This window comes from Streptomyces sp. NPDC048277, from assembly GCF_040652235.1.
Lineage (GTDB): Bacteria > Actinomycetota > Actinomycetes > Streptomycetales > Streptomycetaceae > Streptomyces.
On record NZ_JBEZLQ010000008.1, the window covers coordinates 57,806 to 77,558 of the forward strand.

Annotated in this window: 16 protein-coding genes; 11 read left to right on the forward strand and 5 right to left on the reverse strand. The window is 72.6% G+C overall.

Features of this window, described 5'->3' with window-relative positions:
• Positions 1 to 25: 25 nt before the first annotated feature.
• Complete coding sequence (locus tag AB0D85_RS19105; RefSeq protein WP_362321468.1) at positions 26 to 1,444, forward strand: lamin tail domain-containing protein; 1,419 nt, start codon at positions 26 to 28, stop codon at positions 1,442 to 1,444.
• 190 nt (positions 1,445 to 1,634) lie between these two features.
• Entirely contained in the window at positions 1,635 to 2,720 is a 1,086-nt protein-coding gene (locus AB0D85_RS19110) for a hypothetical protein (RefSeq protein ID WP_362321470.1), read from the forward strand.
• Positions 2,721 to 2,750: 30 nt separating this feature from the next.
• Here the strand turns inward: AB0D85_RS19110 and AB0D85_RS19115 are convergent, their stop codons facing one another.
• Positions 2,751 to 3,380, reverse strand: coding sequence for a helix-turn-helix domain-containing protein (locus AB0D85_RS19115; RefSeq protein WP_362321473.1), 630 nt, complete (start codon positions 3,378 to 3,380; stop codon positions 2,751 to 2,753).
• Between the two features lie 146 nt (positions 3,381 to 3,526).
• On the opposite strand from AB0D85_RS19115, the gene AB0D85_RS19120 reads away from it, so the two are divergent.
• The 4 genes from AB0D85_RS19120 to AB0D85_RS19135 all read left to right on the forward strand — a co-directional run bounded on the left by AB0D85_RS19120 (position 3,527) and on the right by AB0D85_RS19135 (position 6,290).
• Positions 3,527 to 4,261, forward strand: a complete 735-nt coding sequence (locus AB0D85_RS19120) for an SDR family NAD(P)-dependent oxidoreductase (RefSeq protein WP_362321475.1) — start codon at positions 3,527 to 3,529, stop codon at positions 4,259 to 4,261.
• A gap of 26 nt (positions 4,262 to 4,287) precedes the next feature.
• On the forward strand, positions 4,288 to 4,482 hold the full coding sequence (locus AB0D85_RS19125) for a hypothetical protein (RefSeq protein WP_362321477.1): 195 nt from the start codon (positions 4,288 to 4,290) through the stop codon (positions 4,480 to 4,482).
• A complete protein-coding gene (locus AB0D85_RS19130) occupies positions 4,479 to 5,147 on the forward strand; it encodes a DsbA family oxidoreductase (protein ID WP_362321479.1) in 669 nt (222 codons plus the stop codon). The genes AB0D85_RS19125 and AB0D85_RS19130 overlap by 4 nt, the downstream gene beginning before the upstream one ends.
• A gap of 117 nt (positions 5,148 to 5,264) precedes the next feature.
• Positions 5,265 to 6,290 carry an alcohol dehydrogenase gene (locus AB0D85_RS19135; RefSeq protein WP_362321481.1) on the forward strand — a complete coding sequence of 342 codons (1,026 nt, stop codon included), beginning with the start codon at positions 5,265 to 5,267 and terminating at the stop codon, positions 6,288 to 6,290.
• Here the strand turns inward: AB0D85_RS19135 and AB0D85_RS19140 are convergent.
• Positions 6,277 to 8,022, reverse strand: a complete 1,746-nt coding sequence (locus AB0D85_RS19140) for a SpoIIE family protein phosphatase (protein WP_362321483.1) — start codon at positions 8,020 to 8,022, stop codon at positions 6,277 to 6,279. The genes AB0D85_RS19135 and AB0D85_RS19140 overlap by 14 nt on opposite strands.
• Before the next feature lie 215 nt (positions 8,023 to 8,237).
• On the opposite strand from AB0D85_RS19140, the gene AB0D85_RS19145 reads away from it, so the two are divergent.
• Positions 8,238 to 12,347, forward strand: a complete 4,110-nt coding sequence (locus AB0D85_RS19145) for a bifunctional nitrate reductase/sulfite reductase flavoprotein subunit alpha (RefSeq protein ID WP_362321485.1) — start codon at positions 8,238 to 8,240, stop codon at positions 12,345 to 12,347.
• A gap of 18 nt (positions 12,348 to 12,365) precedes the next feature.
• Here AB0D85_RS19145 and AB0D85_RS19150 read toward each other — a convergent pair whose 3' ends face one another.
• Positions 12,366 to 13,451, reverse strand: coding sequence for a helix-turn-helix domain-containing protein (locus AB0D85_RS19150; protein ID WP_362321487.1), 1,086 nt, complete (start codon positions 13,449 to 13,451; stop codon positions 12,366 to 12,368).
• A 225-nt stretch (positions 13,452 to 13,676) separates the two neighbouring features.
• On the opposite strand from AB0D85_RS19150, the gene AB0D85_RS19155 reads away from it, so the two are divergent.
• A complete protein-coding gene (locus AB0D85_RS19155) occupies positions 13,677 to 15,734 on the forward strand; it encodes a molybdopterin cofactor-binding domain-containing protein (protein ID WP_362321977.1) in 2,058 nt (685 codons plus the stop codon).
• A gap of 48 nt (positions 15,735 to 15,782) precedes the next feature.
• Entirely contained in the window at positions 15,783 to 16,241 is a 459-nt protein-coding gene (locus AB0D85_RS19160) for a (2Fe-2S)-binding protein (RefSeq protein WP_362321489.1), read from the forward strand.
• Between the two features lie 15 nt (positions 16,242 to 16,256).
• Here AB0D85_RS19160 and AB0D85_RS19165 read toward each other — a convergent pair whose 3' ends face one another.
• Positions 16,257 to 17,231 (reverse strand): alpha/beta hydrolase, encoded by a 975-nt coding sequence (locus AB0D85_RS19165; RefSeq protein WP_362321491.1) that lies wholly within the window; start codon positions 17,229 to 17,231, stop codon positions 16,257 to 16,259.
• A gap of 205 nt (positions 17,232 to 17,436) precedes the next feature.
• Here AB0D85_RS19165 and AB0D85_RS19170 point away from each other — a divergent pair, with 205 nt between their 5' ends.
• On the forward strand, positions 17,437 to 18,318 hold the full coding sequence (locus tag AB0D85_RS19170; protein WP_362321493.1) for an LLM class F420-dependent oxidoreductase: 882 nt from the start codon (positions 17,437 to 17,439) through the stop codon (positions 18,316 to 18,318).
• Between the two features lie 58 nt (positions 18,319 to 18,376).
• Here the strand turns inward: AB0D85_RS19170 and AB0D85_RS19175 are convergent, their stop codons facing one another.
• Complete coding sequence (locus AB0D85_RS19175) at positions 18,377 to 18,934, reverse strand: NAD(P)H-dependent oxidoreductase (RefSeq protein WP_362321495.1); 558 nt, start codon at positions 18,932 to 18,934, stop codon at positions 18,377 to 18,379.
• A gap of 102 nt (positions 18,935 to 19,036) precedes the next feature.
• On the opposite strand from AB0D85_RS19175, the gene AB0D85_RS19180 reads away from it, so the two are divergent.
• Entirely contained in the window at positions 19,037 to 19,717 is a 681-nt protein-coding gene (locus AB0D85_RS19180; protein WP_362321497.1) for a helix-turn-helix domain-containing protein, read from the forward strand.
• Positions 19,718 to 19,753 lie beyond the last annotated feature (36 nt).

Sequence of the window (19,753 nt, forward strand, 5' to 3'; positions counted from 1 at the left end):
CCCCAGGAACCCCAGGACGGATTTCGTGACCGAATCACGCGTACGCCGGTGGCGCCGCAGCCTCCGTGTCCTGCTCGTCGCCGTCGCCGGACCGACGCTCGCCGTCGGTGCCCTGACCGCGTCGCCCGCCCACGCGGCGGCGGCCGACGACATCCGGATCAACGAGGTGGTGACCACCGGGAGCGTCAACGACTCGGTGGAGCTCTACAACAAGGGCACCGCCTCGGTCGACCTCTCCGGCTGGATCCTCAAGGACGACAACAACAGCTCGAAGTACGCGATAGCCTCCGGGACCACCCTTGCGCCCGGCGGCTTCGTGGCCTTCGACGTGCACAACGCCTTCGGTCTCGGCTCCTCCGACCAGGCGCGCCTCTACCTCGCCGACGGCACCACCCTGGTCGACAGCTTCGGCTGGACCCAGCACTCCGCCCCCTCGTGGTCGCGCTGCCCCGACGGCACCGGCGACTTCGGCTCGGCCGCCGTGACCCTCGGCGCCGCCAACGACTGCGGCAGCGGCGGTGTCTCGGCGACGGCGTGGCCGGGCGGCAGCTCGATCGCCACCGCCGACACCAAGAACGCCTTCGGCTCGGACATGAGCGGCCTCTACCAGGAGGGGAGCGTGATGTGGGCGGCACAGAACAGCGGCAAGCTCTGGCGTCTGGTGCCGAACGGCACCACCGCCTGGAAGGCCGACACCAGTAACGGCTGGACCTCCGGCAAGACCCTCAAGTTCCCGAGCGGCTCCGGCACGCCCGACGACGAGGGCGTCACCCTGACCGGCGCCGGCTCCGCCGGGGGTGTGTACGTCAGCAGTGAGCGCAACGCGGACTCCTCCGGCACCAGCCGCCTGTCCGTCCTGAAGTACGACGTGAGCGGCACCGGCACCACGATCAACGCCACCACCGAGTGGAACCTGACCTCCGACCTGCCGGCCGTGGGCTCCAACCTCGGCCTGGAAGGCATCACCTGGGTCCCCGACGCCACCCTGACCGCCGCCGGATTCAAGGACGCCTCCACCGGCGCCGCCTACAACCCGAGCGGCTACGGCTCCCACACCGGCGGGGTGTTCTTCGTCGGCGTCGAGGGCACCGGCATGATCTACGGCTACGTCCTCAAGGACGACGGCACCTACACCCGTATCGCCTCCGTCAGCAGCGGCATGGCCGGTGTCATGGAACTCCAGTGGGAGCCGCAGGCCGCCCGCCTCTGGGTCGTCTGCGACGACACCTGCTCAGGACAGCACCGCACCCTGGGGATCAACTCGTCCGGCGTCTTCGCCACCACGGCGATCTACAACCGCCCGGCCGGCATGGACAACTTCAACAACGAGGGCTTCAGCGTCTCCGGGTCCGACGCGTGCAGCGGTGGCACCAAGCCCGTGTACTGGTCCGACGACAGCAACGACAACGGTCACGCACTGCGCCGGGGCACGATCACCTGCTGAGACCGGCGGACACCCGCCGAGACCGCGCATTCCGGCGCGGCCGGACGCGCTGTATCGTACCCGCGGCACCTCACGCACCACCGGAACACGCGTCAACTCCCGTACCGGCACGTCGAGTTCATCGGCGTGCCGGTTCCTTTCGCCGCTCCCCGGAGGAATCGTGGCAACAAGCCGCCCGCACCGTTCCCGTGTGCCGCTCACCCGACGCAGATCCCTCGCCCTGGCAACCGGCCTCGCCGCCGTCTGCTGCCTCGCCCTCACCCGGCCCGCCCCCGCGCACGCGGCCACCGCCGACGACCGCGCCGCCCTCGCCCAGTGGTGGGCCCCCGTCAACTTCCAGGACGTCGACTCCACCGGCGAGACCGCGCTCGGCGGCAAGTCCGACTACATCACGTCGTACGACTACGACGGCGACCTCAACGGCCGCAACAACTGGGAGAACACCAGCCAGTTCCCGCTCGCGGCGCATGTCTACTACTCGGTCGTCCAGACCCCGTCCTTCTCCTACCTGCTGTACATGTACTTCCACCCGCGCGACTGGTCGGACGGAATCCTCGACAACTACCAGGAGGACCTGACCGAGCACGAGAACGACGCCGAGGGCGTGCTGGAAGTCGTGGCCAACGACGGTTCGGAACACGGCCGGTTGAAGGCCGCCATCACCGTCGCGCACAGCAACTTCTACTCCTGGGTGCCCTCGGGCAGCGACTTCACGAGCGGGCAGGAGAGCGTCGACGGCACGCTCAAACTGCAGGGCGACCCGCACGACGACGGCCACGGCCGCCCGTTCACGACCCAGCAGCCCAACACCCATGCCGCGTGGGCCGAGGGATACCTGTCCAAGGAGCGCGACCAGTACGCGAACGGCGACGGCATCGTCTACTACCCCGGCTCCACCGCCGAGGTGCCCGACGGCTCCGACGACCGTGATGTGCAGTACACGCTGACCGACATCTTCGCCCCGAACGGGATGTGGGCCAACCGCACTCTGACAACGTTGTTCGCGACCCCCGACAACTTCGCCGGCGACGACAGCTCCAACCCCTACGGAGCAGCGTGCGGCGCGGGCGGCGTCCTCGGCCCCGCCTACGGCGCCTGCGACACCGACGCGGCCAACCCGCCCTGGGCCTGGGACGACGCCGACGACCTGCCCGGCCGGGGCTACCTCGCCACCAACCCCGCCGAACTCGTCTGGGACTACTTCGACTGGACCGGAAAGCCCTCCGCGCCCGACCTCGCCTACACCTGGGACCAGTACAACGGCATCACGTCCTGACCGGTCCGGGCCGACCGGTCCGGACACCCCCTAGGACGCCCCGGTGAGGTCGGTCATCACCTGGCTCAGCTGCTCCTCCGACAGGGCAGCCGCCGGCAGCGGATGGGCGGCCGCCGTGCGCAGGCCGTCGAGCATGAAGGCGACCCCCCGGCGCCAGGCGTCGGGGGCGGAGTCCTGCACGGCCCGGGCCAGCAGGGCGTTGGTGCCGAAGAAGTACAGCAGGTCCGCGTGTCTGAAGTCGGGGCGCAGCGCGCCGGCCTGCTGGGCGCGCTCGATGATCCGCGCGGCGGCGGCATGCGACCGCTCGCAGACGGTCATAAGGCGGGTGGCGTCCGGATAGCGGCCGGTGACCACGTCGCTGATCGCGGGATCCGTGACCTGCAGCTCGCAGATCGTCTCGATGTAGTACGCGAAGCCGTCCCACGCGTCGTCGTGGGCCAGGGCCTGCTCGGCGGCCTCGTCGAGCCGGCTCGCGGCCAGCTCGGTGACCACCTCGTCGATGAGCGCCTCGCGGGTGCCGAAGAGGTTGTAGAGGGTGCCGTGGCTGACGCCGGCCCGGCGGGCGATCTCCTTCAGCGGGGCCTGGAGGCCGCGCTCCTGGAAGAGCTCGGCCGCCGCTGCCCGCAGCTTCTCCGCGTTGCGTTGCGCGTCGGCCCGCATCCGGCGCTCCTCCTCGTCGTGTGGTCGGTGTCCATGGTCCCATCTCCGTCGCGCGCCATAACTTGACCCTCGGGTCAAGTTATGTGTTACGGTCGCCAGGAAACTTGACCAGAGGGTCAAGATAGTTCTGTGCGAGGAGCAGCCCCATGTCCAAAGTGATCGCCGTCTTCGGCGCCGGTACCGGTCTGGGCGTGTCGGTCGCCCGCCGCTTCGGCAAGGAGGGCTTCCGGGTCGCCCTGGTCGCCCGCCGCAAGGAGCGGCTGGACGACCTCGTCGCACGCCTCGCCGACGAGGGCATCGAGGCCGCCGCCTTCCCCGCCGACCTGTCCGACCCGACGGGCGTGCCCGCCCTGGTCGACGCCGTCCGCGCCCGCTTCGGCAGGATCGACGTCGTCGAGTATGGCCCGATCGGCGCCGACGCGGCCTTCACCCCGGCCGCCGAGCTGGACGCGGCCACCCTGGAGAGGTTCGCCCGGGTGCTGCTGTTCACCCCCGTCGAGCTGTTCCGCACGGTGCTCCCGGAGCTGACCGGGCGCGGCGACGGCGCCCTGCTGATGACCACCGCCCTGACCGCCGTACACCCCACGCCCCGGCTCAGCGGTCCCGGTCCGGTGATGGCCGCGGCCCGCAACTACCTGTACTCCCTCCACGGCGAACTCGCCGGCACCGGCGTCTACGCCGGCACCCTCACCATCGGCGCCATGATCACCGGCAGCGAGGCGGCCGAGCGGGTCGCCGAGACCCAGGTCGAGGACGACATCCGGGACGCCGGCATGGCGACGCCCGCTGTCCACCCCGACGAACTGGCCGAGCACTACTGGGACATGTACACCCGCCGCGACCGCGTCGAGCAGGCCCACCCCGCTGCCGCCGCCGTATGAGCACCCCTACGACGAGGAGACCCCTCATGCCCGACTCCCCACGGCGGGACGAGACCGCCCCCGACGTCCTCCCGGAAGGCGTCCTCCCGGAAGACGACCTTGCGGAAGACGCCCGTTCGCACAGCCGCCTTCCGGAAGCCGAGGAGGCCGCCGTCCCCGCCCTCACGGTCCTCGGCTCCGGGGCCGCCGCCGTCTGCACGGACGGGGTGTGTGCCCTGTGAGTACGCTCCGCACGCTCCGGGTGGACGTCTGGTCCGACGTCGTCTGCCCGTGGTGCTACATCGGCAAGCGGCGCCTGGAGGCGGCGCTCGACCGGTTCGGGCACGCCGACGAGGTCGAGGTGCACTGGCACAGCTTCCAGCTCGACCCCGCCCACCCCCGGGGCGAGCGCCGGCCCGTCTTCGAGACGCTCGCGCAGAAGACCGGGGCACCGCCCGCCCAGGTCCGGGCCATGACCCGCCAGGTCACCGAGCTCGCCGCCGCCGAGGGGCTGCGCTACGACCTCGAGCGTGCCGTCGCCGTCAACACGATCGACGCCCATCGCCTCGGCCACCTCGCCGAGGCGCACGGCCTGGGCGCCCGGATGCACGAGCGGCTGCTCCGCGCCCACCTGGGCGAGGGCGAGGTCGTCGACGACCCCGACACGCTGGTGCGGCTCGGCACCGAGGTCGGCGTGCCCGAGGACGAGATACGGCGGATGCTCGCCGGCGACGCGTACGCGGACGCCGTCGAGGCCGACATCCGCGAGGCACGCCGCTACGGCGTCACGGGCGTGCCGTTCTTCGTCCTCGACCGCACCTACGGCCTCTCCGGCGCCCAGCCCGCCGACACCTTTCTCTCCGCCCTGCGCACCGCCCACGCGGACGCCGCCTCCGCCCAGCGCTGAGCGCCCGGGGGCTCGACGCGCGCGATCGCCCCGGAGCTGGTGTGCTGGGTGAAGGGGTTCCGAACCGTTCCCGTGGCACCAGCTCCGGGAGATTCCGGAAGATTCCGGGAGAGACGCATGAGTACCTACCGAGTCGCGCAGGTGACCACCGCAGGCGGGCCGTTCGAGATCGTCGAGCGGGAGGTGGCGCGGCCGGGCCCCCGTCACGCGCGGGTCGCCGTGGAGGCCTGCGGCGTCTGCCACAGCGATTCCCTCTTCGTGAACGCCGCGGTACCGGGCATCACGTTCCCGGTGGTGCCCGGACATGAGATCGCCGGGCGGATCGATGAACTCGGCGAGGGCATCGACGCCTGGGGCTGGCGGGTCGGCGACCGGGTGGCGGTGGGCTGGTTCGGCGGCAGCTGCGGCCACTGCACGCAGTGCCGGCAGGGCGACTTCATCGTCTGCCAGAACCTGAAGACACCCGGCTGGAGCTACGACGGCGGCTTCGGCGAGCAGGTGATCGCACCGGTCGACGCCCTGGCCCGGATCCCCGAGGGGCTGACCGCGGCCGACGCCGGGCCCATGGCCTGCGCGGGTGTGACCACCTTCAACGGGCTCAGGCGCAGCCCGGCCGAGCCCGGTGACCTGGTCGCCGTCGTCGGTCTCGGCGGGCTCGGCCACCTCGGCGTGAAGTACGCGGTGGCCATGGGCTTCGAGACGGTGGCCGTCGCCCGCGGCGCGGAGAAGGCCGACTTCGCCAAGCAGCTCGGCGCCCACCACTACGTCGACTCCACGGCCGCGACCCCGGTCGCGGAGGCGCTCCAGTCGCTCGGCGGCGCCAAGGCCGTGCTCGCCACCGCGGGCAACTCCCAGGCCATCACCGCGGCCGTCGATGGGCTGGCACCCCGGGGCGAGCTGGTGGTGATCGGCGCCGACCCCGAGCCGCTCGGGATCAGCCCGCTCCAGCTGCTCATGAGCGGGCGCGTGGTCCGCGGCCATCCGTCCGGCACCGCGCAGGACGTGCAGGACACCATGGAGTTCAGCGCCCTGCACGGGATCCGCCCGACGATCGAGACCGTACCGCTGGAGCAGGCGGGCGAGGCCTACCAGAAGATGATGTCCGGGGGCGCGCGCTTCCGGATGGTGCTCAGCGCGGACTGACGCCCGCTGCTTCGTTGACGCCGGGTGGCACCGCACGCGCCGCGAGCAGCGCGATGTCGTCCTCGGAGCCGGTCGCGAGGCGGGCCAGGACCGTGTCGAGGATCTTGTCCAGCGGGTCGGTGGGGCACAGGGACAGTCCCAGCAGGCGCTCCAGACCACGGTCGATGTCCTCGCCGCGCCGCTCCACCAGCCCGTCGGTGTACAGGAGCAGCACACCCCCGCGTTCCGGGAAGACCCGCTGCTCGTACCGGCCCAGACCGCTGCCCAGCGGCGGGCCCACCGGCACCGGGACCAGTTGCATCCTGCCCTTGGGACTGAGCCAGGCCGGCGGCAGGTGGCCCGCGCTGGCGTACGTCAGGGTGGCGACGTCCGCGTCGCCGAGCACGAGGAAGCAGGTGGCCACCCGGTCGAAGCCGGAGTCGGCGACCATCCGGTCGGCGTGCTGCAGGATACGGCGCGGCGACAGCCCCGCGAGGGCCAGGGCACGCAGCGTCGAACGGTAGTGGGTCATGGCCACCGCCGCCTCCACGCCGTGACCCATCACATCCCCGATGACCAGCATCGTACGGCCGTCGGGCAGGGCCAGGACGTCGTACCAGTCGCCGCCGATCAGCGAGCCGTCGTCGGCGGGGCGGTAGCGTGCGATGGTCTCCACACCGGCGCGCTGCTGCAGCTGGCCCGGTTCGGCCAGCAGGGCCCGCTGGAGTTCCAGGGCCATGGTGTGCTCGCGCTCGAAGCGGACCGCGCGGTCCAGGGCGCGCGCGGCGCGGGCGGCGAGTTCGCGGGCCACGGTGGCGTCCTCGTTCGAGAACGGCGCCGAGTCCTGGGCCCGGGCCAGCATCAGGATGCCGAGGACGCGGCCGTCCGAGACCAGGGGGGCGAGGAGCACCGAGTGGACACCCGCCGTCAGGCACGCGCGGGCCGGCGGCCAGCGCGGGATCAGCGACCGCCACTGCGCCGCGGTGATCCCGCTGCGCCGCCAGACCCGGCCCGCCGCCAGGTTCCGCCGGGTCCCGGCGCCGCGCGGCCATCCGACCAGCTCCCCGCGCGCGTCGAGCGCCGCGAGACCGGTGACCAGCCCGGGACGCGTGGCGTACGCCATGAGCCGGGTGGGCGTCCGCCGCGCCGACACCGTGTCCGTGGCACCGAGCTCCACCCCGGCCGCGTCCGCCAGCTCCGGTACGACGAACTCCGCCAGCTCCCGGCAGGTCTCGGCGACATCGGTGCCCGTCCCGATCCGGGACGCGGCCGAGTCCAGCAGCGCCAGCCGCCGGTGGGCGCGCTCCAGCTCGTACACGTACTGCTGTGGCTCACTGATCTCCAGGCCCACCCCGGCGACCCCCACGACCTTGCCCGTGCTGTCCACCATCCGGTGGTACATGCACCGCCACTCCCGGACCTGGTACGGCGAGTCCGCCCAGGTCCGCCCGGTCACGACGATCTCGCGGGGCCGTCCGTCGCGCAGGACGTCCCGCAGCACCTCCTCCGACCGCTGGATGTGCGGAAGCACCTCGTGCAGCTTGTGGCCGATGTACGCGGCGGCGGGCAGGCCCGTCATCTGGGCCATGTGCGGATTGACGTACAGATAGCGCAGCTCGGTGTCGAGGACGACGAACGCGGCGGCCGAGTCCTCGACCAGGCCGCGCAGCAGATCCACGTGGCCGAGGTCCATCGCCGGTGCGGACGAGGAGGGCGGTGCGGACGGTCGTCGCGAGGAGGTGTCCCTGTCCACCCGGACCTCCTCGCCTGCCCCCTCCCACGGCCGCCCTCATCGTGCCCCAGGTCGCCGGGCGGCGCATCTCGGACGGTCCCGCTCACATCGCCCGGGGCGGGTGTGTGCGGTGGCCTTAACCCCCGTTGATCAGGAGCGGTGACGCCGACGTAATCACCTGTACATACGGTCGAGGTCGGATGGAAGAGGCTGACCAGCAAGAACAGGGGGCGCCCGTGGCCGCGCCGGACTCGCGCAGCAAGGACACCGGCAGGGTGCGGACCGTCTGCTCGTACTGCGGAGTCGGCTGCGGCATGGTCCTGGACATCGGCACGGGCCCGGACGGCCGCCGTACGGTCCTCAAGGCGTCCGGCGACAAGGAGCACCCGGCGAACTTCGGGCGGCTGTGCACCAAGGGCGCCACTACCGCCGACATGCTCGCCGCGCCCGGCCGGCTGACCACCGCGCTGCTGCGGCCGGAGCGGGGCGAGGAGGCCGTCCCCTCGGCCGTGGACGCGGCGGTCGCCGAGACCGCGCGGCGGCTGCGCGCGATCGTCGACGAGCACGGCCCGGACGCGGTCGCCCTCTATGTCTCCGGGCAGATGAGCCTGGAGGCCCAGTACCTGGCGAACAAGCTCACCAAGGGCTATCTGCGCACCAACAACATCGAGTCGAACTCCCGGCTGTGCATGGCCAGCGCCGGCACCGGCTACAAGCTCTCCCTCGGCGCCGACGGCCCGCCCGGCTCCTACGAGGACCTCGACAAGGCCGACGTCTTCCTGGTCATCGGCGCCAACATGGCCGACTGCCACCCGATCCTCTTCCTGCGCCTGATGGACCGGGTGAAGGCGGGCGCGAAGCTGATCGTCGTCGACCCGCGCCGCACCGCCACCGCGGCCAAGGCCGACCTGTTCCTGCAGGTCAGGCCGGGCACCGACCTCGCCCTCCTCAACGGACTGCTCCACCTGCTGCACGAGAACGGGCACACCGACCCCGACTTCGTCGCCGCGTACACCGAGGGCTGGGAGGCGATGCCGGAGTTCCTCGCCGACCACCCGCCCGCCGCCGTCTCCGAGATCACCGGCATCCCCGAGGCCGACCTGCGCACGGCGGCCCGGCTGATCGGCGAGGCGGGGGAGTGGACCAGCTGCTGGACCATGGGCCTCAACCAGTCCACGCACGGCACCTGGAACACCAACGCCCTGGTCAACCTGCACCTCGCGACGGGGAAGATCTGCCGCCCCGGCAGCGGTCCCTTCTCCCTCACCGGCCAGCCCAACGCGATGGGCGGACGCGAGATGGGCTACATGGGACCCGGGCTGCCCGGCCAGCGCTCGGTCCTGGTCGACGCCGACCGTGCCTTCGTCGAGGACGTGTGGGGACTGGAGCCCGGCACGATCCGCGCCGACGGGGTCGGCAAGGGCACCGTGGAGATGTACCGGAAGATGGCCGACGGCGAGATCAAGGCCTGCTGGATCATCTGCACCAACCCGGTCGCCTCCGTCGGCAACCGCAAGACGGTCATCGAGGGCCTGGAGGCCGCCGAGCTCGTCGTCACCCAGGACGTCTTCACCGACACCGAGACCAACGCCTACGCCGACGTCGTGCTGCCCGCCGCCCTGTGGACCGAGACCGAGGGCGTCCTCATCAACAGCGAGCGCAACCTCACCCTCGCCCGCCCCGCCGCCGACCCGCCCGGCGAGGCCACCGCCGACTGGCGCCTGATCGCCGCCGTCGCCCGCGCCATGGGATACGAGGACGGCTTCGGCTACGACAGCGCGGAGGAGATCTTCGAGGAGATCAAGCGCTTCCACAACCCGGCAACCGGCTACGACCTGCGCGGTGTGACCTACGACCGGCTCCGCGAGACCCCCGTCCAGTGGCCCGCCGCCACCGCCGACGGCCCCGACCGCAACCCGATCCGGTACGTCAACGCCGACGGCACCCTCACCTTCGCCACCGCCTCCGGACGCGCCGTCTTCCACGCCCGCCCGCATCTGGACCCCGCCGAGATGCCGGACGACGACTACCCGTTCGTCCTCAACACCGGCCGTCTGCAGCACCAGTGGCACACCCTGACCAAGACCGCCAAGGTCGCCAAGCTCAACAAGCTCAACCCCGGTCCGTTCGTGGAGGTCCACCCCGAGGACGCGGCGGTCCTCGGCCTCACCGACGGCGACTCCGTCGAGGTCGCCTCGCGGCGCGGCCGGGCCGTGCTGCCGGCGGTCGTCACGGACCGGGTGCTGCCCGGGGCCTGCTTCGCGCCCTTCCACTGGAACGACCTGTTCGGCGAGTACCTCAGCGTCAACGCGGTGACCAGCGACGCGGTCGACCCGCTCTCCTTCCAGCCCGAGCTGAAGGTGTGCGCGGTGTCGCTGACCAAGGTGTCCACACCGGTGACCGTGCAGACGCCGGGTGCCGAGGAGAGCCCGGCCACCGCCGTGATACCCGCCGCGCCGGTCGTCGCTCCCACCGCCGTGCTGCCCTCCGCCGCCTCCGTCTTCGGCCTGGAGCCCACCCCACCGCCGGTCCTCACCGCGGGCGAGCGGCAGTACCTGGTCGGCTTCCTCGCGGGCATCCAGGCCGGCGTCCCCGGCGTCCCCGTCCTGCCGCCGGACGCGCCCTTCAGCCCCGAGCACGCCCTGTGGGTCAACGGCACCCTCGCCGGCATGTACTCCCGGTCCGCCGCGGCGACCGTGCCGGCACCGGCGCCCGGCCGCCACGTGGTCGTCCTCTGGGCCTCGCAGACCGGCAACGCCGAGGACTTCGCCGCCACCACCGCCGAGCGCATCACCGCGGGCGGCCACGCGGCCTCCCTCGTCGCCATGGACGAGGCCGACCCGGACGCCCTGCCCGCGGACGCCGACCTGCTGCTGATCACCAGCACCTTCGGCGACGGCGACGCCCCCGACAACGGCGCCGGTTTCTGGGACGGCCTCGCCGCCCTCGACTCCGGCCGGCTCGCGGGCCGCCGGTACGCGGTCCTGGCCTTCGGCGACTCCAGCTACGACGACTTCTGCGGGCACGGACGGCGCCTGGACAGCCGTCTGGACGAACTCGGCGCCGTCCGGCTCGCCCCGCGCACCGACTGCGAACCGGACTACGAGCCCCAGGCGCAGGCCTGGCTGGACCAGGTGCTGACCGCCCTCAAGGACGAGCCGGGCGCCCTCACGGAAAAGCAGACCGTAGCTCCTGCCCCGACCGCCGCGCCCGCCGGGTCCCGGCGCCCCGCCCCCGTCACCGCCCGGCTCGTCGGCAACCAGCTGCTCAGCCTGCCCGGCGCCGGCAAGGAGGTCCGCCGCTTCACCTTCGACACCCGCGACAGCGAGACCCCGCTGGTCTACGAAGCGGGCGACGCGCTCGGGGTGCGGCCCCTCAACTCCCGCGATCTGGTGGCCGAATGGCTGACCGTGACCGGAGCGGACCCCGCAACGGGCGTCACGGTCAACGGAGTCGGTGAAGTCCCCTTCTCCGAGGCGCTGTTGCGGCATCTGGACATCACCCGGATCTCCCCGGACCTGCTCCGCTTCGTCGCCGAACGCGCCCGTGACCCACGCGAGTTGCGCAAGCTGCTGCGCCCCGACAACAAGGACGAGCTGGCCAAGTGGTCCTGGGGACGGCAGGCGGTCGACGCGGCCGCCGAGTTCGGGATCCGCGCCGAGGCCGGAGAGTGGGCCGGCGTGCTGGGCAGGCTGCAACCGCGCCTGTACTCCATCTCGTCCAGCCCGCTCACCGACCCCCACCAGGTCTCCCTCACCGTCTCGGTCGTCCGCTACGAGAACCTGCGCGGCAGGCCCCGGCAGGGCGTCTGCTCCCCGTTCCTCGCCGACGCCGAGCCCGGCACCGAGGTCCCGGTGCACGTCCAGCGCTCCCCGCACTTCCGCCCGCCCGCCGACCCGGCGACCCCGATGGTGATGGTCGGCCCCGGCACCGGCGTGGCCCCGTTCGTCGGCTTCCTGGAGGAGCGCCGGGCCCGCGGCCACCGAGCCCCCAACTGGCTGTTCTTCGGCGAGCAGCACCGGTCCAGCGACTTCTACTACGAGGAGGAGCTCACCGCGCTGCTCGCCGAGGGCACCCTGAGCCGCCTGGACACGGCCTTCTCCCGCGACCAGCGCGCCAAGGTCTACGTCCAGGACCGGATGCGCGAACACGGTCCGTTGCTGTGGTCCTGGCTCCAGGACGGCGCCCACTTCTACGTCTGCGGCGACGCCTCCCGCATGGCCAAGGACGTCGACCGCGCCCTCAAGGACATCGCCACCGTGCACGGCGGACTGACCGAGGGCGAGGCGACGGTCTACGTCAAGCAACTGGCCACGGACAAGCGCTACGTCCGGGACGTCTACTGATCCCGCCGCCGGACGCTCTTATTGATTCCTCGTCAGATGGCGCATGGTGAGGGCGAGTTGCAGCCGGAACCGGCCCTGCGGGGTGCGCACCGGCCAGCCCAGCAGATGTTCCGCGTGCGTCAACCGGTCCTGGAGCGTGGAGTGATGGACGTTGATCTCGACGGCCGCCGCCCGCAGACTCGCCGTGGCCGCGACCGCGTGCAGGGTGCGCAGCATCCAGGGCGCGTCCGCCGCCGCGGCCTCCACGGCACGGACGTCCGGCGCCGGTTCGGCACCGGGTACGGCGAGACCGGCGAGCAGCGCGACATCGCCCAGGTCGTCGCTGTGCACGACGGGCCGGCCGCCCGGCTCCTGCGTGTCGCCGTCGGAGGCGAACCGCAGCGCGACGCGGGCCGCCGCCCAGGAGTGGGGGAGATCCGCGACAGCCACGGCCGGCCCCACACCCGCGCGCTCCACCGACGACACCGGACGCCCACCGCCCACGATCCCGTGCGTGCCGTCCACCGTGGTCCGGGGCCGACCGTCGCTCGCGATGCGGGGCGCACCGTCGGTCACGATGCGGGGCGGGCCGTCCGCCGTCGCCACCGCCCGGAACCGCGCCGCCGGGTCGCCGGTGCCGAGACCGAGCCGCCGGGCCGCGTGCAGCCGGGCCGGTAGCGGGGCGTCGGCGTCCAGAACCGTCTCCACCAGCGCGGGATCGTCCGTCCGCGGCGCCGGGGCCCGCCCCCGGGTGCGGTCGAGCACGGATCGTACGGCCGCCGAGGCCCGCTCCAGGATCACCGCGTCCACGACGCTCGGCCCGGCGTCCTCGGCCCGCTCCAGCCAGAGCGCGGGCGGCCCGTCCGGCACCAGCGAAACGCTCGGCCAGCCGGGCTCGGGCAGTCCCTCGCCGTCCTTGCGCCGGCCGTCCGGCTCCACCCGCAGCCAGACCCGCCGCTCCTCGTCGGCCAGCCGCGCCGGACACCCGGCGAGCACCGCGGCCCCGCGCACCAGCGCCTCCAGACCGGCCCGGGTCTCGACCAGCCGGTCGAAATAGGCGATCACCGCGACGGCGGCCCCGGCATCCGGGTCCACCGCGGCCAGCCGCCCCGCCAGCTCTTTCATACGGCCATGATGCGCCATCCGGCGGTACGGCGAGGAGGCACGCAACCGATGCGGGCGCTCACCCCTCATAGCTGTCGAGACACAGCCACCCCACAGGCACGCGACCACAAGCACTCGCCACAGGTGCTCGGCCACAGGCACTCGGCACACGCATCGACCGACAGGAGCCCTCGCTTGGACCGCAACGAGCCCGTGCGGGCCGCCGGACCGTCCCGCCGGAGATTCATGGTCTACACGGTGGCCGCGGCCACCCTCACGGTCGCCGCCCCGCTCGGCTGCGACACCTCGCGGGCCGACGGCGCCACCCGGGCCTCCGACGTCCTGGTCACCGGCACCGACGAGGAGATGCTGGTCCTGGAGGTCACGGCCGCCAACAAGGTCGTCGTACGGCTGCCCCGCGTCGAGGTCGGCCAGGGCATCACCACCGCCGTCGCCATGATGATCGCCGAGGAGCTGGACGCCCGCCTCGCCGATGTCCAGGTCCCGCTCGCCGACGCCCGCAGCAAGGGGAACCAGTACACCGGCGGCTCCAGCTCGGTCAGGTCCCTGTACGACCCCGCCCGGCAGCTCGCCGCCACCGCACGCGCCCGGCTGATCACCGCGGCCGCCCGCCGCTGGAAGCTGCCCGCGCACTCCCTGCGGACCTGGAACACCCTGGTCGTCGCCCCCGACGGCCGGACGGCCACCTTCGGGTCGCTCACCGCGAGCGCCGCCCGGATCCGCACCCCGGACGTGTCGGCCAAGCCCAAGCCGGCCTCCCGGCACCGGGTGATCGGGAAACCGACGACGAGGATCGACGCCCGGGACATCGTCACCGGCGCCGCGAAGTACACGGGGGACCTGGCGGTGGCCGGGGCCAAGCCGACCGTGGTGGCCAGGCCGCCGACACTGCGCGGCAGGCTCGTCTCCCTCGACGACACGGCGGCCCGCGCCCTGCCCGGAGTACAGGCGGTCGTCAAGATACCCGGCGGGGTCGCCGTCGTGGCCGACACCTTCCACCACGCCTTCCAGGCCCGCGACGCGTTGAAGATCACCTGGGCCCCGGGCCCGCTGGCAGCCCTGTCCGACAAGGAGATCCGCGCCCGGCTGCGGGCCGCGGTACCCCGGCACGGCACTCCGCCGCGCGGATCGACGCAGGTCGAGGGCGAGTTCGCGTTCGCCTTCGTCAGCCATGCCCCGATGGAGGTGCTGACCGCGATCGCCGACGTCCGCTCCGACCGGGCCGAGATGTGGTTCTCCACGCAGACGCCGATGGACGCCCGGGACACGATCGCCGATCTGCTCGGGCTGGCGAAGTCGGCCGTACACGTCCATGTGATGCGCGGCGGCGGCTCGTTCGGGCGGCGGCTCGAATTCGACGCGGCGATCGAGGCGGCGCTCATCTCCCAAGCGGCCCGCAAACCGGTGAAGTTGATGTGGAGCCGCAACGACGACACCCGGCACGGCCGGATGCGCCCCGCGAGCCACCACCGGATCCGGGCCAGCGTCGCCGGCGGCCGGGTGGTGGCCTTCGAGCACATGATGGCCTCGGTGGGCGAGTCGTCCGACGGCGGCACCGGCCCGACCGCGCAGAACCGCGGGGTCCGCCCGCTGCCCAGTGACAGCGGGCTCTACAACTTCGGCCGCGTGGGCGGCGATTCGGGCGGTATCGAGCTGGCGATCCCGCTGGGTGCCTGGCGCTCGGTGGACTCCGGGACGATGCGCACGGCGGAGGAGATCGTCGTCGACGAGGTCGCGCGAGGCCTGCACCAGGATCCGGTCGCCTTCCGCCGCACCACCCTGCGCGGCAAGACGGTGAAGGCGGTCCTCGCCAAGGCGGCCGCCGCCGGGCACTGGGGCCGCCCCATGCCCGCCGGAACCGCCCAGGGCGTGGCCGTCCACGAGGAGTACGGGTCCGCCGTCGCCTGCCTCGCCGAGATCGACGCCACCGATCCGAAGAACCCCCGGGTCACCAAGGTGGTGATGGCCGCCGACGTCGGTACGGCCGTCAACCCGCGCGGCCTTCAGGCCCAGCTCATGGGCACCGCCGTCGACGGCATCTCCACCGTGCTGCGGGCCGGGCTGCACATCGACCGGGGCGCGGTGCGCGAGGGCAGCTTCGCCGACTTCCACTACGCCCGCCAGCGGCACGCCCCGCTGGAGTTCGAGGCGCACATCCTTGCGTCCGGCCGGGAACCGGGCGGCGCCGGCGAACTCGGCGTCCCCGCGGCGGCAGGCGCGGTCGCCAACGCCTACGCCCGCGCCACCGGCACCGCGCCCCGCAGTTTCCCCCTCGACTTCTGAGCTCCTTTTCCGATCCCCTTGCAGGCCGCCGACTCCCAGAAGGCACCGATGCGTTCGTATTCCTTCGTCCTCAACGGCAAACCGGTCACCGTCGAGGCCCCCGCCGACATGCCCCTCCTGTGGGTCCTGCGCGACCTGCTGGGGGTCACCGGCCCCAAGTACGGCTGCGGGGTGGGCGTCTGCCGCGCCTGCACCAGCCACCTCGACGGCGAGGAGATCCAGCCGTGCACGGTCCCGGTCGCCGACTGCGCGGCCCGGACGGTCACCACCATCGAGGGCCTGGCCGACGGCGACACCCTGCACCCCGTCCAACAGGCCTGGCTGGACTGCGACGTGGCCCAGTGCGGCTTCTGCCAGCCCGGCCAGATCATGGCGGCGGCCGCCCTTCTCCAGCGCACCCCGCACCCGACGGACGCCGACATCGACCGCATCGAGAACGTCTGCCGCTGCGGCACCTACTCCAGGATCAGGGAGGCGATCAAGAAGGCGTCCGCGACGGGGAGTTGAGAGCGCCTCGGCGCCTCAGCGGGCCAGCAGCCGTCGCAGCCAGTCCAGATGGGCCGCCCGCGCCGACTGGGACAGGGCCGCCTGCGGGGCGAAGCCGTCGAAGCCGTGGAAGCCGCCCGGCCAGACGTGGAGTTCGGCGATGCCGCCGGACTGCCAGATGCGGGAGGCGTAGGTGATCGTCTCGTCGCGGAAGGTCTCGGCGGAGCCGACGTCGAGGAAGGCCGGCGGGAGGTTGGTGAGGTCGGTGGCGCGGGCGGGGGCCGCGTAGGGGGAGACGTCGGGGCCGCCCCGGGCGGTGCCGAGGAGAGCGGTCCAGCCGGTCTCGTTGGACGTGTGGTCCCAGACGCCGAGGCCCTTCATCTGATGGCTGGAGGGTGTGTCGTTGCGGTCGTCGAGCATCGGGCACATGAGCATCTGGCCGATGACCGACGGACCCTGACGGTCCCTCAGGAGCAGGGCAAGGGCGGCGGTGAGGCCGCCGCCCGCGCTGGCGCCGGCGATCACGATCCGGTCCGGGTCGCCGCCGATCTCCTTCGCGTGCTCCGCCGTCCACAGCAGCCCGGCGTACACGTCCTCGACCGGCGCCGGATGCGGGTGCTCGGGCGCCAGCCGGTACTCCACCGACACCACCACCGCGCCCAGCTCCTTCGCCCAGGCCAGCGGGACGTCCACGCCCACCCGGTTGTTGCCGATCACCATGCCGCCGCCGTGCACGTGGTAGATCACGGGCAGCGGAGCAGAGGCCTCGGAGGCGACCGGACGGCAGATCAGGAGCGAGATCTCCGGCGCGTCCGCCGGGCCGGGCACCGTGCGGTCCTGCACCTCGAACGCCCCGTCCATGGTGAGGTCCAGCTCGGCGAGCAGCTGGATCCCCGCACCCTGCCGGATCGTGGCGATGTCCTCCATCGTGAACGACGGAGAGATCACATCCTTGATCAGCTCCAGGGCGGCGGAGAGTTCGGGGTCGAACGGGGGCGGTACGGAAGTCATGGCTGCTCCTCGCGGCGGTGTACTGCGGCTCGTACGCCCATGATCCGCGCCGCCGTACGCGCACCGGGGGCCGCCGTACGGCGGAAGCTCCCCGCCATCCGGCGGGTGCCCGGTCCGGAACCCGCGCCGCGGCTTGACTTCGAGCGCGCTCGAAGATCTAGCGTCGGTGGGGCAGACGACCATCCGGGCGGAACGGAGAACGGCCATGCGCGTGGGCGTGCACATCAACCGGTTCAACCACCCCGGCGGCGGGCCCGCCCTCGGCGCCGAACTCGCCGCCGCCGGTGCCGCGGCCGAGGCGGCGGGCGTCAGCTGGGTCTCGGTGATGGACCACTACTTCCAGATGGAGTTCAACGGCGGCGCCGAGGACCCGATGCTGGAGGCCTACACCACCCTCGGCTACCTCGCCGGCCGCACCTCCACGGTCCGGCTCGGCGCCCTGGTGACCGGAGTGACGTACCGCCACCCCGGACTCCTCGCCAAGATCGCCACCACCCTCGACGTGGTGTCCGGCGGCCGGGCCACGCTCGGCATCGGGGCCGCCTGGTACGACCGTGAGCACCACGGTCTCGGCGTGCCGTACCCGCCGCTCGCGGAGCGCTTCGAGCGGCTGGAGGAGACCCTCAGGATCTGCTTGCAGATGTGGGACCCGGAGAACAACGGTCCGTTCGAGGGCAAGCACTACAGGCTCGCCGAGACGCTCTGCGTACCGGCGCCGGTCAGCCGGCCGCACCCCGAGATCATGATCGGCGGGGGCGGGGAGAAGAAGACCCTGCGGCTGGTCGCCCAGTACGCGGACGCCTGCAACCTGATCCCCGGCTCCCCGGAAGAGCTGCGGCACAAGCTGGAGGTCCTGCGCGGCCACTGCGACGCCGTCGGGCGCGACTACGACACCATCCGCAAGACCATCGCGTACGGGGCCGAGCCGGCCACCGAGGGTGACCTGGACGCCTTCACCCGGGACATCGAGGGGTACGCGAAGCTGGGGCTCGACACCGTCATCCTGTCGCCGCGCCTGGGCGAGACCTCGGGGTGGATGGAGAGCTTCGTCGCCCCGGCCGTCGAGCGGCTCGCCGGGATCGAGTGACCGACGGGACGCGAAAGGGGCCGGAGCGCAGAGCTCCGGCCCCTCTTCACGGGGTGCCTCAGGCGGCCACGCCCACGTTGCCGTGCAGCCGCGCGACGACCTCGGCCAGGTCGGCGGCGACCTCGGCGTCGTCGGCCGGGTGGGTCTCGGCGAAGCGGACCACGGAACCGGCGATGGACAGCTTGACGTCCTCCAGCACCTTGCCGCCGGCGATGCCCACGGCCTTGCGGGTCTCGTCCTGCGCCCACACGCCACCGAACTGGCCGAACGCGGTGCCGACGACGGCGACCGGCTTGCCGCCGAAGGCGCCGGCGCCGTACGGGCGGGACAGCCAGTCGATGGCGTTCTTCAGGACGGCCGGGATCGTGCCGTTGTACTCGGGGGAGAACAGCAGGAACGCGTCGGAAGCCTGGGCGGCCTCACGCAGCTTCGCGGCGGCGGCCGGGACGCTGCCCTCGACGTCGATGTCCTCGTTGTAGAACGGGATGTCGGCGAGGCCCTCGAAGAGGACCACCTCGGCACCCTCGGGGGCGAGCTTGACGGCCGCCTCGGCGAGCTGGCGGTTGTGCGAACCGGCGCGGAGGCTGCCGACGAGCGCAAGGATGCGGACAGACATGGGAACTCCAGGGGGGCTGTTAACACTGCTGTAGCAAATCCGGACCGGGGTCCGGTTGAATTTCTAACATCCTAAGCGGACCGCGGTCCAGTTTTGTTCCCGATGCTTTACGCTGTCTTCATGTCCAGCGCCCTGCCGCCCTTCCCGCAACCCCAGGAGCCCTTCGACACACCGCAGTTGCTCGAAGTGGGCACCGGCCCCGAAGAGCCGTGCCTGCGTGCCGATGCGGCCCGCAACCGTGCCCGACTGCTGGAGGCCGCCGCCCGGCTGATCGCCGAGCACGGGGTGGACGGGGTCACCATGGAGGCGGTCGCGGCCGCGGCCGAGGTGGGCAAGGGCACGGTCTTCCGCCGCTTCGGCGACCGCACCGGCCTGCTGTCGGCGCTCCTCGACCACTCGTCGCGGCAGCTGCAGGCCGACTTCCTCGGCGGACCGCCCCCGCTGGGCCCCGGCGCCCCGCCGGTCGAGCGGCTGCGGGCGTTCGGTACCGCCGTGCTCTACCGCACGGCCGAGCAGCTGGACCTGCGGCTGGCCGCCCAGCCCGAGCCGAACCGGCGCTACTCCCACCCCTCGGTCCTCGCGCTGCGGACCCATCTCACGGTGCTGCTGCGCCAGATCCAGCCGGACGCGGACTGCGATCTGCTCGCGCAGACGATGCTCGCCTATCTCGACCCGGCGCAGATCCACCATCTGACCAAGCAGTGCGGGATGCCCATGGAGCGGCTGGAGGCCGGCTGGATCGACCTGGTCGCCCGCGTCACGCGCACGGAGCCGCCCCGCTGACGACCGCCGGGCCCAGTTCGTCCAACCGTGAACCAT

Excerpts from the sequence above, each read along its gene's own strand:
- AB0D85_RS19155 (WP_362321977.1), top strand. The coding sequence starts at position 13,677 with ATGGTCTACACGGTGGCCGCGGCCACCCTCACGGTCGCCGCCCCGCTC.
- AB0D85_RS19160 (WP_362321489.1), top strand. The coding sequence starts at position 15,783 with ATGCGTTCGTATTCCTTCGTCCTCAACGGCAAACCGGTCACCGTCGAG.
- AB0D85_RS19115 (WP_362321473.1), bottom strand. The coding sequence starts at position 3,380 with ATGCGGGCCGACGCGCAACGCAACGCGGAGAAGCTGCGGGCAGCGGCG.
- AB0D85_RS19125 (WP_362321477.1), top strand. The coding sequence starts at position 4,288 with ATGCCCGACTCCCCACGGCGGGACGAGACCGCCCCCGACGTCCTCCCG.
- AB0D85_RS19170 (WP_362321493.1), top strand. The coding sequence starts at position 17,437 with ATGCGCGTGGGCGTGCACATCAACCGGTTCAACCACCCCGGCGGCGGG.
- AB0D85_RS19135 (WP_362321481.1), top strand. The coding sequence starts at position 5,265 with ATGAGTACCTACCGAGTCGCGCAGGTGACCACCGCAGGCGGGCCGTTC.
- AB0D85_RS19180 (WP_362321497.1), top strand. The coding sequence starts at position 19,037 with ATGCTTTACGCTGTCTTCATGTCCAGCGCCCTGCCGCCCTTCCCGCAA.
- AB0D85_RS19150 (WP_362321487.1), bottom strand. The coding sequence starts at position 13,451 with ATGAAAGAGCTGGCGGGGCGGCTGGCCGCGGTGGACCCGGATGCCGGG.
- AB0D85_RS19175 (WP_362321495.1), bottom strand. The coding sequence starts at position 18,934 with ATGTCTGTCCGCATCCTTGCGCTCGTCGGCAGCCTCCGCGCCGGTTCG.
- AB0D85_RS19165 (WP_362321491.1), bottom strand. The coding sequence starts at position 17,231 with ATGACTTCCGTACCGCCCCCGTTCGACCCCGAACTCTCCGCCGCCCTG.
- AB0D85_RS19120 (WP_362321475.1), top strand. The coding sequence starts at position 3,527 with ATGTCCAAAGTGATCGCCGTCTTCGGCGCCGGTACCGGTCTGGGCGTG.